Origin of the sequence: Chitinophaga filiformis (genome assembly GCF_023100805.1) — a bacterium.
GTDB lineage: Bacteria > Bacteroidota > Bacteroidia > Chitinophagales > Chitinophagaceae > Chitinophaga > Chitinophaga filiformis_B.
Genome location: NZ_CP095855.1, coordinates 7,168,161 through 7,183,044, shown reverse-complemented (window position 1 = coordinate 7,183,044; position 14,884 = coordinate 7,168,161). Strand labels below are relative to the sequence as shown.

At 46.8% G+C, this 14,884-nt stretch carries 8 protein-coding genes and 3 tRNA genes; 6 read left to right on the top strand and 5 right to left on the bottom strand.

Features of this window, described 5'->3' with window-relative positions; all coding sequences use genetic code 11:
* The 3 genes from MYF79_RS28075 to MYF79_RS28065 are packed head-to-tail and all read left to right on the top strand — an operon-like array spanning nt 1 to nt 7,024.
* The gene (locus MYF79_RS28075; RefSeq protein WP_247811186.1) at nt 1-1,869 is read left to right on the top strand and encodes a class II aldolase/adducin family protein; all 1,869 of its coding nucleotides are present in this window, start codon (nt 1-3) and stop codon (nt 1,867-1,869) included.
* On the top strand, nt 1,866-2,549 hold the full coding sequence (locus MYF79_RS28070; protein WP_247811185.1) for a thioesterase II family protein: 684 nt from the start codon (nt 1,866-1,868) through the stop codon (nt 2,547-2,549). The genes MYF79_RS28075 and MYF79_RS28070 overlap by 4 nt, the downstream gene beginning before the upstream one ends.
* 17 nt (nt 2,550-2,566) lie before the next feature.
* On the top strand, nt 2,567-7,024 hold the full coding sequence (locus MYF79_RS28065) for an amino acid adenylation domain-containing protein (protein ID WP_247811184.1): 4,458 nt from the start codon (nt 2,567-2,569) through the stop codon (nt 7,022-7,024).
* Nucleotides 7,025-7,084: 60 nt separating this feature from the next.
* Here MYF79_RS28065 and MYF79_RS28060 read toward each other — a convergent pair.
* Nucleotides 7,085-7,168, bottom strand: a tRNA-Leu gene (locus tag MYF79_RS28060).
* A 65-nt stretch (nt 7,169-7,233) separates the two neighbouring features.
* Nucleotides 7,234-8,403, bottom strand: coding sequence for a sensor histidine kinase (locus tag MYF79_RS28055; protein ID WP_247811183.1), 1,170 nt, complete (start codon nt 8,401-8,403; stop codon nt 7,234-7,236).
* 96 nt (nt 8,404-8,499) lie between these two features.
* Between MYF79_RS28055 and MYF79_RS28050 the strand changes: the two genes are divergently transcribed.
* Together MYF79_RS28050 and MYF79_RS28045 are read left to right on the top strand one after the other, a co-directional pair.
* Nucleotides 8,500-9,525, top strand: coding sequence for a glycosyltransferase family 2 protein (locus MYF79_RS28050; RefSeq protein WP_247811182.1), 1,026 nt, complete (start codon nt 8,500-8,502; stop codon nt 9,523-9,525).
* 51 nt (nt 9,526-9,576) lie between these two features.
* Nucleotides 9,577-9,777, top strand: a complete 201-nt coding sequence (locus MYF79_RS28045) for a hypothetical protein (protein WP_199652726.1) — start codon at nt 9,577-9,579, stop codon at nt 9,775-9,777.
* A 581-nt stretch (nt 9,778-10,358) separates the two neighbouring features.
* On the opposite strand, the gene MYF79_RS28040 is transcribed toward MYF79_RS28045, so the two are convergent.
* Together MYF79_RS28040 and MYF79_RS28035 are read right to left on the bottom strand one after the other, a co-directional pair.
* Nucleotides 10,359-10,434 (bottom strand) — tRNA-Gly (locus MYF79_RS28040).
* 140 nt (nt 10,435-10,574) lie between these two features.
* Nucleotides 10,575-10,650 (bottom strand) — tRNA-Gly (locus MYF79_RS28035).
* A gap of 346 nt (nt 10,651-10,996) precedes the next feature.
* Here MYF79_RS28035 and MYF79_RS28030 point away from each other — a divergent pair.
* A complete protein-coding gene (locus MYF79_RS28030) occupies nt 10,997-12,535 on the top strand; it encodes an alpha-N-arabinofuranosidase (RefSeq protein WP_247811181.1) in 1,539 nt (512 codons plus the stop codon).
* Between the two features lie 91 nt (nt 12,536-12,626).
* Here MYF79_RS28030 and MYF79_RS28025 read toward each other — a convergent pair whose 3' ends face one another.
* Nucleotides 12,627-14,876 (bottom strand): DUF4838 domain-containing protein, encoded by a 2,250-nt coding sequence (locus MYF79_RS28025; protein WP_247811180.1) that lies wholly within the window; start codon nt 14,874-14,876, stop codon nt 12,627-12,629.
* Nucleotides 14,877-14,884 lie beyond the last annotated feature (8 nt).

Below are 14,884 nucleotides of genomic sequence, written 5' to 3'. Positions count from 1 at the left end.
ATGGCGGTAAACAAAAATAGTTTAGAGGGTTTGTTAAGTACCAAACCAAAAGTATTCGTACCGAAAAGTAGTATTGAAGACAGTGAAAGGAAAAGCATAGGAAATGAATATACAAAGATCACTGTGCTGGAATGCAAAAAGCCGGGTCTTACGCTCAACAAATGGATCACTGATAATCTTGATTATGTAAAAAGCGTATTTGAGGAAGGGCGAATAGTACTGTTCAGGGGCTTTAAGCCCCTGGAGGACAGGCGGCAATTCTCCGATATTGCCCGCGCTGTTTCGGGGAGTGAACTGCTGAATTATACAGAACCCTCCACACCCAGAACACAATTGGAAGCGAAGGTATATACTTCCACAGAGTTCCCTCAGGAGCATGCCATAGTACAGCATAATGAGCATTCATACAGTGACCATTGGGCAGGGAAGATATTCTTCTATTGCGAGCAGCCTGCAGCAGAAGGTGGACAAACACCTGTATGTGACAGCCGCGCCGTGTATCGCCTTCTTGATGAGGGAACAAGGAGGAAATTTGAAGAACATGGGGTATTGTATGTACGGAATTTCACTAATGAAATGGACATCAGCTGGAAGCAATTCTTCCAGACTGAGAATAAGGAAGAGGTAGAACAATACTGCAAAAAGAGAGGGATACAGCTGGAGTGGAAAGGGGACGGGCAGTTAAGGACCATGCAGCTGGCACAGGGAGTGCTGCTGCATCCTGTACTTGGGGAAAAGGTCTGGTTTAACCAGGCGCACCTCTTTCATTACACCAACCTGCAAAAGGAGGTATATGAATACCTGTTAGAGGAATACGGAGAAGAACAGCTTCCGAGGAATGCTTACTACGGTGATCATAGTGCTATACCAGTCGATACATTGACAGCGATAAAGGCTGCCTATTATAAAGCCGCCTTTTCATTCGACTGGCAGGAGGGTGACCTGATCATGCTCGATAATATGCTTTACTCTCATGGGCGTGCTCCCTTCAAGGGTAGCCGCAGCATCCTTGTAGCTATGACGGAAGAACATGCTAACCAGTTTAAACAAGCGGATAAGGGTTTATTGGTAGATCAGCAGGCAGTAGCAGATTCCAGGATGAGGACCGCCTCACATTATGTGAACAGGTTAAATACAGAGAGCAGTGAAGCAGCGTTAAAATACAAGCTTTCCGTAGCCAACAGGATCATGGCAGCCCTGCACCTGGAAGAAGGTGGTATCAGTGGTCATATCAGTTTTAAAGTACCGGGTAAGGAAGGCCTCTTTTGGGTGAACCCATTCGGCATGCTGTCTGAAGAAGTGACACCGGATAACCTGATTATGGTAAATGAAGATGGTATTATTGTAGACGGTGACCACCCGGTCAACGTAGCTGGTTTCTGCATACATGCTACTATCCATAAAATGTACCCGGAACTGAACTGTATTGTGCATACGCATTCTCCCTGGGGAACGGTCTTTTCCGCGCTGAACAGCCTTATAGAACCGGTAGACCAGAACTGCTGTATGTTTTTCGAGAACCTGGCCCTTTATAATGAATACAATGGCCCTGTCAACGAAGTGGAAGATTCCATGAAGCTGGCCAGGGCATTGAATGGCAAGAGCGCCGCGATCCTGGCCAATCATGGCGCCATTACCTGTGGGGAAAGCATTGAAACGGCTGTTATGTATATGGTGGCGCTCGAAAGGGCTTGCAGGATAAATATCCTGTGCCGGCAAACCGGCCCTTTCAGCCTGATAGATGCTGAGGTGGCACGTACAACAAAAGAATGGATTGCCAATCCCATAGGTTTTAAAATTGAATTTGATGCCCTGCAACGTAAAGTAGAGCGTCTCTACCCCGAGTTAACCCAATATAAGCGAATATGAAAGTGATCGTCTTCCCATTTGCAGGAGGAGGGAAATACTCCTTCGCATATTTAAAGGAAATGCTTCCCGAATTTATAAAATTTACTGTACTGGAATATCCTGGAAGAGGCATGAGGATCGACGATCCTCTGTTGTATACCCTGGAAGAAATAGTAAAAGATGCATTTGAACAGGTGAAGAAACGTATACGAAATGAAGACTACGTTATTTATGGCCATAGTATGGGAGGCCTGGTGGGATTTCTCGTATGCCGGGAAATTGAGGCAGCAGGATTCAGAAAACCCCTGAAGCTGGTGGTTACCGGCTGTAACCCGCCTACTGTAAGGCGTCAGCGCAGAATAGCCCATCTCCCTGCGGCGCAGTTCTGGGAAGAAGTAATGGCTCTCGGTGGTATTCCGCAGGAATTAAAAGATGAGCTGATGCTGATGGAGTTTTTTGAACCTGTGCTGAGGGCAGATTTTAAAAGTATAGAAGAGTTCAGGTATGAAAATAAAGCGCCTATTTCCATACCTATAGATGTATTCTATGGAAGTGATGAAGGTATCAATGAAAAGGAAGTCAACGAATGGAAGCATCTGTCTTATGATGAAGTGTGCGTTGAAGAAGTAGCGGGCGATCACTTTTTCATCTACAGGCATCAAACCTATTTCAGCAGGTACTTTGTTGGTTTGTTAATGTAAAATCTTACTGATAGTTTATGAGACTAACTTTGCAGCAGGAAGATATTTTTTTTGAGCAGCAGTTATTTCCCGGTGCGCCTATTTACAATATAGGCGCCCGGATCGAAATAAAGGGCGCCCTGGACCTTGAGGCAATAAATCAGGCTTATATGCACCTGATCAGCCAGCATGACATTTTCCATAGCTGCCTGACAGAAGGAAGCAATGGGCCGGAGTTAAAAGTGCAGGAAGAGTATACCCCCTATTTACAGGTAATGGACCTTTGCACGCATACGAATGCGGAGGCGGAAGCTGAAACGCGTATGCGTAAAATATTTATGACCCCGTTTGATCTTTCGGAAGGAGAGCCCCTGCACCGGTTTGGGTTGGTCAGGGTAACAGAAGATCTTCATTACCTGTTTTTTGTTTGTCATCACATTATTACAGATGGCTGGGGAACCTCCCTTATGTTCCAGCGACTGACGGAATTGTATAATGATATTATTGCGACGGGTAGTGTGCAGCACAGGTATGACTATCCGTATACTAATTATGTTGATAAGGATCTCCAATACAGGGAAAGCGAAAGTTATCGCGATGATGCCGCTTATTGGCGGGAGAAATTCGTTTCGCTGCCGGAATCGCTCATACCACGAAAAAATACAGATGGAAGGCCGGGTGATCATATAAGCGCCAGGAAAGTATTGAATATTAAAAGGGAGGATTATGATAAGCTAAATGAGTTGGCAAGGGCTAATGATGCCTCGACATTCCATGTGCTGCTGGCATGTGTATATATCTACCTGGGAAGGGTATACGACAACCGGGATTTTGCAATAGGTCTGCCGGTGCTCAACAGGGGAAGCAGGCAGTTTAAACAAACCGTGGGCTTGTTCATGGGAGTTTCTCCCTTAAGAGTTTCCATGGATTTTGAAAGTAGTTTTACGGAAATTGTAAAACAGGTTAAGAATGAACTAAGGAAGGATTACCGCCATCAGAGTTTTCCGCTGGGACATATCATTCAGCAGTTGCAACTGTATGAGCAAAAGGACCGGCTCTTTAATGTAACATTTTCCTATGAAAAGCATGACTATGCACATCCTTTTCACAATACGGATACCCGGGTAATACCCTTCACGCATGAATCTGAGCGGGTTGCACTTGCGATATATGTAAGAGAATTTGATGAACAGGAAGATGTAAAAGTAGATCTTGATTATAACATCGGTTATTTCGACGAAGCGGATGCGGACATGCTGGTCCGGCATCTGGGAAAGCTGTTGAAAGAAGTGATCAATGATCCGGCTAAACCAGCATACGCAATTGATTTTATGGATAGCACGGAGTTGTCCACATTGCTGCATGTATTTAACGATACAGCACTGACATATCCGGAAGAAAAGACTATTGTGGACCTGGTGTATGACGCCGCAGCGGTGTATTCTGCCAGTGTTGCTGTTATGGGCCCTGAGTGCTCTTATACTTACGGGGAACTAAGACAATATGTGGACAGGGTGGCCGCTTATCTGCAGCAGCAGTACCTGGCAGGTGCGGGTACGCCTGTGGGGATCATGATGGACCGTTCGGGGAAAATGCTGATCACAATGATGGGCATACTCGCATCTGGGGCCGCGTATATACCGCTGGATCCTTCTTTCCCGAAAGAACGTCTGGAGTATATCGTTGAACAGAGCGGTTGCCGCCTGCTGATCGCAGATGAGCAATACATGGACCTCTTTGCAGGTAAGCCGGCATTGACGATCATCAGGGCGGAAGATCTGCAGGATGGTGCTATGGAACAAACGGATCTTTTATATAAACCAGTTGCCGGAGACCTCGCATACATTATATATACTTCCGGTTCTACCGGGCAACCAAAGGGCGTCGAGATCACCCACCGGTCGGTAGTTAATTTTCTGACCAGTATGCAGATAGCGCCGGGGATTGCACAGGCTGATAAGCTCCTGGCGGTTACCACTTATTCTTTTGATATTTCTGTGCTGGAATTCTTCCTCCCGCTGGTAGCAGGAGCTACTGTATACATTGCTGATAAAGGAATGACCAGTGATCCGGAGGCCCTGATCCGGCTGCTGGAGGACGTAAAGCCGAGCATCATGCAGGCAACGCCAAGTTTATGGCATATGCTGTTTGTAAGCGGATGGCAGGGCAATACCGGATTGAAAGTGCTTTGCGGAGGAGAACCTTTGGATCATGCTACAGGGCAGAAAATACTGACCCGCTGCAAAGAATTATGGAATATGTATGGCCCTACGGAAACTACGATCTGGTCTGCAATAAAGCAAATAAAGCGCCCGGAAGATGTTGATATCATCGGAACACCCATAGGTAACACAAGGGTTTACATATTGGACGATTGGCGACAGCCTGTGCCGGTTGGAGCCGTAGGAGAGATCTATATCGGTGGCGCCGGTCTCGCAAAAGGCTACCGTTTGAGGGATGACCTTACAACAGAGCGTTTTATTCAAAGCCCTTTTGAAAAAGGAGAGAGAATATACCGGACCGGTGATGTGGGAAGATGGCTGCATCATGGAGAAATAAGCTTCCTGGGAAGGAAAGACAACCAGGTGAAGATCAGGGGATACCGGGTGGAATTGGGTGAAATAGAAAAGCAACTCCTGGAGATAGAAGGAGTAAACCAGGCTGTGGTAGTGGCTCGCAGGAGCGATGATCAGCGCACGTTCCTGGCTGCGTTCATTGTATCCGGCAAAGCAGTGAATGACAGCGATCTACGTGCGGCGTTGGCCACTAAGCTGCCTGAATACATGATCCCCTCAGCTTTTATTGTCGTAGATGTGATGCCGGTTACGCCAAATGGAAAAGTAGACCGGAAGGCCCTGGGGGCTATGGAGCTTGCAGGTGTGGTATCAACAGCCGCTTATGAAGCGCCTGCCAGTGAAATGGAAAGTGCCCTGCAGGCACTTTGGGAAAAGATCCTGGGCATAAAGGCACCAGGAGTATCTGATAATTTTTTCTCCCTGGGTGGGCATTCGCTGAATGCCACGCAGCTCATCAACGACGTCTACCGGCTTTTGGGAATAAAGCTAAAATTGAGATCGGTTTTCCTGCAGCCAACTATCCGGCAGCTGGCAAAATGCCTGGCGGAGCAGGGAAGAGAGGGCTTTCAGCCAATACCAGCGGCGCCGGCAGCGCCATCCTATCCTTTATCTCCTAACCAGGAAGGGATCTGGATGGCCGTCCAGGCAAACCACGGGGCACTCGCCTATAATATGACAGGCGTCTATTCAGTAGAGGGACCATTGTCGGTGCCCGCGCTGGAGGCCGCGATCAGAACGGTGATATGCAGGCATGAAAGTCTCAGGACAGGATTTACAGAGCAAAATGGTGAGGTAAAACAAACAATACTTTCACCGGACCAGGTCTGTTTTAATATTTCCCTTCATCACAGCGAAACGCCCGACCTGCTGGCAGATGCGCTGGTGCAATACCGCTTTGAGCTGGACAGGCCGCCACTTATAAAAGTGGACATGATCAATGCGGGTGACAACAGGAGTATATTGATACTTGTGCTGCATCACATAGTGGCCGACGGCTGGTCTTTAGATGTGTTATTGAACGAAGTTACAGGCTTATACCATGAATATGATAAAGGTAAGGGTATTGAGCTGCCACAACTTCCGGTTCAATATAAGGACTATACGATGTGGTTGTTGGAGCGGCTTAAGAAGGGGCAATTTGAAAAACATCAGCAATATTGGTCCAGACAGTTTGAGAATGCAGATCCGCATCCAATATTAAAAGCGGATAAAGAAGTGCCGGTGCAAACATCTTTTAACGGGGCAATGGTACATTTTGAACTTGAAAGCACCATTGCTTCAGGGCTGACCGGGCTTGCATCAGCGCACAATGCAACCCTGTTTATGGCTTTGCTGGCTGGTATGAATGCCTTATTCTTTAGGGAAAGTGGTGAGCGGGATATCTGCATCGGCACTCCGGTTGCAGGCAGGGAACATCCCTACCTGGAGAACCAGATAGGATTATATATAAACACACTTGCCCTGCGCACAACTTTTGAAAAGGATGACAATTTCCTGCAGCTCTTGCAAAAAGTCAGGACAGTAGTGTTGAATGGGTTTGCATACCAGGAGTATCCCTACATATCGGGCAGGCAAAGCCTTTTTGATGTGTTGATAGTTTTACAAAGCAAGGGTACGGCCGTGGAAGACATCCGCGGTTTTGGCGATGCGATCATTAAACGTCGTCCGCTTATGCAAAGTGTAAGCCGTTTTCCGCTTGTTTTCAATTTTTATCAGAGAGGAGATACTTTGAGCTGTGAAGTAGAATATAATTCAGACCTGTTTTTACCCGAAACAATAGCAATACTTGTAGCACGGTTTCAGCAGCTTGTGGGAGCTGTTATTGCAGATCCCCGGGAAAAGCTCGACAGCCTCGATCTGCTTTTGGATTTTGAAAAGGCGGTGTTGACGCCGGTGGTGAGTATAGACCTGGATCTTTAATGGTACGGGATCATTTATAAAAAGAAAAACGGAGAAGAAATTAATTCTTCTCCGTTTTTGTGCGGAAGAGGAGATTCGAACTCCCAAGCCCTTTCAGGCACTACCACCTCAAAGTAGCGCGTCTACCAATTTCGCCACCTCCGCAGGTCTGAAGTGGGTGCAAATTTAAGCGCTTTTTGATAATGAACAAATTTAATTAATAACTATTGTCATTTTCTCAGCAGGATCCTGAAGGTAGTTCCCTTGTTAAGCTCGGATGAACGCACTGTCAGCCTGCCTTTATGATACTCTTCTATAATACGTTTTGCCAGTGAAAGTCCCAGTCCCCAACCTCTTTTTTTGGTACTGAACCCGGGTTTGAAGACTTTTTCAAAATTGGCTTTCGGGATGCCTTTTCCACTGTCGGTGATGTCTATAACAATATTGGCCGGATGATTTTCGATATAAATATCAATGGTGCCTTTCCCTTCCATGGCGTCCAGGGCATTTTTCAGCAGGTTTTCAATGACCCAGTCAAATAATTGGGGGGAGATCATAGAGGGGATCTCATGTTCCTGGCAGTGCATAGTAAGCACTACTTTCTGCGGTGCTCTTTTCCGGATGTAGGTCACCATTGCTTCCACCTGGCTCACCACATCCCGTTCTTCCAATTGTGGTACACTGCCTATTTTGGAGAAACGTTCGGAGATGAGTTTCAGCCTGTCCACGTCTTTCCGCAGTTCTGTTGCAACCAGTTCATTGGCCTCATTGTCCTTGAGGATCTCTATCCAGGCCTCTATGGAGGAGAGGGGAGTGCCCAGCTGGTGGGCTGTTTCTTTGGCCATTCCCACCCACAGAAGGTTCTGGACGGCGCGGTTGGAAGTGGAGAGCGCTACCAGCACAATGCTGATGAACAGGGCTACCACGATAAGTTGTATATAAGGGTAATAGCGTACCTGTTTGAGAATAAGGGAATCGCCGTAATAAATATAATTGTAAAGGTTATTTTTTGCATCGATCTCCATAATGAAAGGAGGGTGCTGGTTCTTGAAAGTGGCCAGTTCTTCTTCCATGTATTGGGGATTGCGCGAAAGCCTGGTGGTGTCCAGGTTACGGGAGTCTATAATGTGACCGTTTTCATTGGTGATAATAACGGGAATGCTGGTATTATTTGTAATGATCTCGACGGCCAGGTTGAGGTTTGCTTCGTTGGAAGCCTGGAGCAATTCGCGGTTGGCGGCCACCCAGGTAGCCACTTTTTTTGTTTCTTCTTCTTCCAGTTTGCCGGCGATGCTGCTTACGTACCAGATCGTACCCACAATGATGATCACCGCGGTAGATACAAGCACAAACTTCCAGCCTATGACCTGTTTAAACATACTGGCATCTAAATTAAGCATAAACCGTTATTAGTGTAAGTAAGGTGCTCCGAAGCTATTATAATTTGTTGCATATTTGTAACGCAAAAATTATTATTCACGCGTAAAGAGTTGCTTTTGTCTGTATTACCATCGGTAGCTGTTGTTATTTTGAATTGGAATGGACGTAGTTTTCTGGAAAAGTTCCTGCCTTCGGTGTGCAGTTCCACTTACGGGAATCTGCAATTGTATGTGGCAGATAATGCTTCGACAGATGATAGCGTGGCGTTCGTGCGTGCTAATTTCCCGGAAGTTAAGATTATTCAGAATCCTGCCAATGACGGCTTTGCAGGTGGCTATAATATGGCCCTGCAGCACGTAAAGGCCGATATATATGTATTGCTCAACCAGGACGTCGAAGTAGAACCGGGATGGATAGAACCGGTTGTGGCCCAGATGATGACGGACGACCATATTGCTGCCTGCCAGCCGAAACTGCGGTTTTATGATAAGAAGACCGAATTCGAGTACGCGGGGGCCGCGGGAGGCTGGATGGACATCCTGGGGTATACCTTCTGCCGGGGCAGGATACTGTATACGACAGAGGAAGACCGCGGACAATACGATGATGCCCAGGATATTTTCTGGGCTACCGGCGCTGCCCTCTTCATACGTTCGGCCTGCTTCCATGAAGTGGGTGGTTTTGATGCTGATTTCTTCGCACATATGGAGGAAGTGGATCTCTGCTGGCGCCTGAAAAGGGCAGGGTACAGGATCTGTTATTGCCCGGAATCGGTGGTTTATCATGTAGGAGGCGGCAGCCTGCCACAGGGCAATCCCCGTAAGCTCTACCTGAATTTCCGGAATAACCTGATGATGCTCTGGAAGAACCTGCACCCGGCCGACCGCTGGATCATCTTATTCCAGCGTTTTTTCCTGGATCTGCTGGCCGCCGTAAAAAGCCTGGTGGCAGGTAAGCCGAAAGATATGCAGGCCATTTTAAGGGCTTACAGGGACTATTTCCGCTGGAGGCGCAGGTACCAGTTCTCGAAAGATCGCTTGCCACAGAAAAAGCTGCTCGATATGACCGGCGTCTTCCATGGGATCATGATCTGGAGGTATTATTTCCTGAACCGTAAGACTTTCGGGACCCTGGAAAAATAACTTGCATTATTATTTGACATGACGTAAGTTTGCAATGCGAAATTTTTAGCTATGGAACACAATACTGTTGAAAATAAGAATGACTTTACCGGTAGCTGGGTATCATCTTCCCGTTTCCTGTTTTATGTGACAATCTTCTGCCTTCTGTGCTTTGTACTGGGAGGTTGTTATAACCTGTTCAAACATCGCTATAAGGGTAAACCTGAAGTAGCTGTACCGGAAAACACCCTGTACAATCCAAAATATAAATAAGCGACTTAATCATATTGGCGAAAGCCCCCTGGTCTGACCAGGGGGCTTTTTTATTGTTTTCAGGCGTCCTGCCCGGTCTGCTGAAAAGGTTCTTATTTCGTCCCGTTCCCCTCTGTAACCCATACGTAAACCATTCTTGATCCATATATAACCCATATATAACCCATATCTCTTAAATATGGGTTATATATGGGTTATATATGGCTTATATATGGGTTATATATGGGTTATCTCCGGGAATAAGCTATGGTAGCACGGTTGCCAGGATTGTATAAAATAAATATTTTGTAATACGATGATAATTAATATCTTTTCGTATTGCTATGTATTTGTATAAGATTGTTTTAAGCAGAAAAACCCATCCTTCAGAGGGAAAAAGCATAATGGCAGAAGTCGGTCACCGGGCAATAATATTTGGAGCAAAAAACGGGTCGATGATCTGGAACATCATACCCTCTGCCGGATATGACCGGACGTTTGAGGCAGGGGAGGGGAACATTTAAAGCGGGACAGATCAATGGAAGTTTCCTGGGTACAGGGCAAAAAAAAGTCCTGGTGTGATATACACCAGGACTTTTCTGTGGAGCGGAAGACCGGGCTCGAACCGGCCACCCCGACCTTGGCAAGGTCGTGCTCTACCAAATGAGCTACTTCCGCGTATGTGAGATGCAGTTTTATTCAGCTAGTGCGAATATAAACCGGCCTCTTTAATTAAGAACTTGTTGTGCCTCGTTTAATATGCTTATAAGCCCGAAGCAATAAAAAAGTCCTGGTGTACTTACAGCAGGACTTCTCTGTGGAGCGGAAGACCGGGCTCGAACCGGCCACCCCGACCTTGGCAAGGTCGTGCTCTACCAAATGAGCTACTTCCGCATATCTGAGATGCAATTTTATTCAGGATTGTCTGCTTAAACTGACCTCTTTAATTAAGAACTTTTACTTCCCGCCTGCGTTATTCGCGATTGGGATTGCAAATGTACAACATTGTCCGAAATCGCAAAATATTTGGGTCCTTTTTTTCAAAAAAAGTTGAGGCACTTTTTAATACGCTGAACAAACAATCGTGATGTTTGATATTTGATAATGATGAAATGCGGCAGCAGCATGCATTATAAGAGAAGGAAAATAGTTGTATGATTGACAGTTATTTTTTCTATCTTGTGCCTGTTCCACGTCTTCACACATGTTGATAAGTCAGACAATACATAAATTCTAAATTATGAAAAAGAAGCTATCGCTACTGTTACTGGTGCTTTTCAATTACGCGGCAAAGGCACAAAATACGGCAAGCCTGGTGGTTCAGCCCAAATCTGATCATACCATCAGCCGTCATATCTATGGACATTTCTCAGAGCACCTCGGGCATTGCATTTACGATGGCTTTTGGGTTGACCCTTCACTGAACGTGCCTAAAAAGGACCGTATACGCCTGGATGTGGTAGAGGCCCTGAAAAAGATCCATATCCCTAACCTCCGCTGGCCGGGAGGCTGCTTCGCCGACGAATACCACTGGCGCGACGGGATCGGTCCAAGGGAACAACGTCCTAAAATGGTGAATACCAACTGGGGTGGCGTAACGGAAGACAACAGCTTTGGTACACACGAATTCCTGGAACTCTGTGAACTGCTGAAAACAGAACCCTATATCTCTGCTAACGTAGGTAGTGGTACCGTAGAAGAAATGGCAAAATGGGTGGAATATTTCAACTTCGACGGCATCAGTCCTATGAGTAACCTGCGCAAACAGAACGGTCACGAAAAACCATGGAAAGTAACTTTCCTGGGCGTGGGTAACGAAAGCTGGGGTTGCGGTGGTAATATGACACCTGCATTTTATGCTGACCAGTACCGCAGGTATGCTACCTATGCGCGTAACTATCCGGGAGCGCCTCTGAAAAAGATCGCCAGTGGTGCAAGCGATTTTGATTTCAACTGGACAGAAACCTGCATGAAACAGATACCACTGGGACAAATGTGGGGACTTAGCCTGCACTACTATACCGTACCTAAAACATGGAACGATAAAGGCTCTGCTACCAGCTTCAGCGAACAGGAATATTTCACTACCATGAAAAAATGCCTGGCGATGGATTCCCTGGTGATCAAACATTCCGCTATCATGGACAAATATGACCCGCAGAAACGTGTAGCCCTGGTAGTAGACGAATGGGGTATCTGGACAAATGTGGAACCAGGTACCAATCCGGGATTCCTGTACCAGCAGAACAGCCTGCGCGATGCCCTGATAGCCGGCAGTACACTGAACATCTTCAACAATCACAGCGACCGTGTAAGAATGGCCGAACTGGCGCAGACTGTAAACGTGTTACAGGCCCTTATCCTGACCGACAAGGAGAAAATGCTGCTGACGCCTACCTATTATGTGTTTGACCTGTATAAAGCACACCACGATGCACAATACCTGCCTGTTAAACTGAACAGTCCTGACTACACTTCCGGTAATGAAAAGATTCCGGCGGTGAATGTTTCTGCTTCGCAGGATTCTACCGGCGCCATACATATCTCCCTCGTGAACTTAAACCCTTCCCAGAAGATCAGCATCAGCACCAGCTTTGAGCAGGCAAAATGGAAAACAGTGAGCGGCGAAGTGCTGACTTCAGCAAAAGTAACTGACATCAACACATTTGAACAGCCTAATAAAGTGCATATCGAGAAATTCTCAGGAGCTAAGAAACAGGGTGATAACCTTGTAGTGGAACTGCCTCCGGCATCAATAGTAATGCTGGAACTGAAATAGCATAACATATCCTGATCAATATCCTTGGGTGGCAATTGCAAACAGCAGTTGCCACTTTTTTTATAGTTTCCGTGAAAAGGTATTTATCATCTTACAACACAAATACTTCATCACAACATACGGCTGCCTTTTTGCCGGCCGGTGCTTCCCGCCATGCCGGCACCTCCTGCAGGCAACGGCCGGTAACGCGTACGAAACGCGCATGGACAGCCGCTAAGCGAAAGCGGAAATTGCGTACCGCCACCGTATAATCTTCTTCAGCCAGGGAGGAAGGTTGCTGCTGTCCCGCTGGTTTGAAATTAATGCCGTCTGCAGAGGTTTCTATCACAATATCAGATGGGTTGAATATGTAATGCCGGGCGTCCTGCAGGAAGTTCATCTGCACCTGCGTAATGATCTTTTCTTCTCCAAGATCGATAGTTGCTACCAGGTCATTTCCATAGATGAACAGCCAGTTGATGCTGAAGTCCTTATCGCCCTGCAAACCATCGGTGAGGGTGCGCTCTCTTTTGGCAGGATACTCATCCGACCATGGATGCAGCAGCGATACCTTTGCCCCGAAGGCCAGGCTGTTGATCCATTTGCGGGCAAAGATGGTGTCCCATTCCTGTTGATAGGCATCTGCATTGCCGCCACCTTCCGATAGTTCCTTTACACCCGCCAGTTTACATTGTGCCACAAATTTCCTGACACGTTCCGGCCAGCGCGGATTCACAACATAGCCGTTTCTGTCCGGAATAAGATAGCCAAACTTTTCAGTACCAAAGAAACGGGATTGCTGTAATACCGTGTACTCCAATGGCAGCCTCGCATTGTAAACCTTTGTGAGCAGATCATTGTTACCTGCTGCTGCCTGCTCGGCCTTATCCAGGAGACCGGAGTACTGATCAATGGCCGCCGGTGAAAGGTAGTTCTTATAATTGTTGACAGGATTGCCGTAAATATCCAGCTGCGTTTTGGTGTTGTGCATAGTAGTGATCAGGGCCTGCAGATATTGTCCGATGAACGGGGCCGCTTTGCCATAATAGCCATTCAGGAAATCGTTGCTGATGGCCTCCGTAGTCAGGGAAGGGTTCCACAGCAGTTTAGCCTGCAGATAACTGTTGTAGGCCGCCATGTCACTATAGGTGTCCCCGCTGCCCTGGGAAAAGACGCCACTTACCTTATGTGCTGACAGGTACTGAAGATTCGGCTGCAGGTTGTTGTAGTCGGGAAAAGGCGCCAGGTAATTGGTGAACTGCGTGGTATAATCCCAGAGGAAAATATGATCGGTGATGGCGCCCCATCCTTCCAGGTCTTTTCTGAATGCAGCAGCAGATGGCGTGGTACTCAGCGGCTCCTGCCGGTAAGCATCGATGCTGCTTAGCATGATGTATACATTGGCTGCCGGTTTTGTTTTAAGCGGTGGATGTGCAGTATACTGATAGGCCAGTGTGGTGAACTGCTGATCAGGAAATGCCGCTGCAACCCTGTTCACAAAACGTATGAGTGAGCCCTGTGGGCCGCCTTCTTCTGCATTGGCTTTACTGCATTCGTCACAGGTACAGAAGCCTCCGCCATCTTCTGCGGCAACAGACCAGTACAATGCATCGGGGTTGTTTGCAATAGCTTTGCGGAAGTACTCCACCATCGTATTAAATACACCTTCATTGCTCAGGCATAACTGTGTAGCCTGTCTTTTACCATTCACCAGTGCATAATATTCCGGGTGGGAGGTAAAGTATGTTTTCGGCGGAAGGATCTTGAAGAAGGAATGCCCCCATACACCCCAGAGGTCTTCCAAACGATGCAGCTTGTGCCATTCCAGGTATTCATCGTCAAATGCTGGAGGGTAATATGTTTCCCGGTATACAAAAACGGGTTCCTGTTTATCCATCAGTTGCTGTGGTAAGCGTAGATTTTTGCTGGAGGGAATGGTAACAGTTGTCGCAGCATATTTACGGCAACCAAAATAATTCTCCAGCAGCGTGTATACGCCGTAAAGAATACCTTTGCCGGTTCCTCCCCTGATGTACAGGTCCTGGTTGTCTGTAGCAATAAAAAAACTTTCTCCTTTCAGCTTACCACTTCTGAACTGTTCTACATGTTCAGTGTTGCCAATGAAAATAGCAGCCTGCTCTTTATATGTTTTCTCCTGTATAATGTTCAGCGATGCGCCCGAGATCCGTTTTATATAAGTTTGTAAAAGGCTGGCGGCTTTTGTTTCATGCTTCGTGGCCTCATCCGGCAAGACTATCACATACCTGGAACTGCCATTGGATACGAGCGTAATATTGCCCCTGGGAGACTGGCAACTGTTGTAGGTCAGCAGGGTCATTATCAACAATAAAGTGTGCATCATCCTGAACA

Coding starts and splice junctions, on each gene's coding strand:
- MYF79_RS28075 (WP_247811186.1), top strand. CDS start 1: ATGGCGGTAAACAAAAATAGTTTAGAGGGTTTGTTAAGTACCAAACCA.
- MYF79_RS28070 (WP_247811185.1), top strand. CDS start 1,866: ATGAAAGTGATCGTCTTCCCATTTGCAGGAGGAGGGAAATACTCCTTC.
- MYF79_RS28065 (WP_247811184.1), top strand. CDS start 2,567: ATGAGACTAACTTTGCAGCAGGAAGATATTTTTTTTGAGCAGCAGTTA.
- MYF79_RS28055 (WP_247811183.1), bottom strand. CDS start 8,403: ATGCTTAATTTAGATGCCAGTATGTTTAAACAGGTCATAGGCTGGAAG.
- MYF79_RS28045 (WP_199652726.1), top strand. CDS start 9,577: ATGGAACACAATACTGTTGAAAATAAGAATGACTTTACCGGTAGCTGG.
- MYF79_RS28030 (WP_247811181.1), top strand. CDS start 10,997: ATGAAAAAGAAGCTATCGCTACTGTTACTGGTGCTTTTCAATTACGCG.
- MYF79_RS28025 (WP_247811180.1), bottom strand. CDS start 14,876: ATGATGCACACTTTATTGTTGATAATGACCCTGCTGACCTACAACAGT.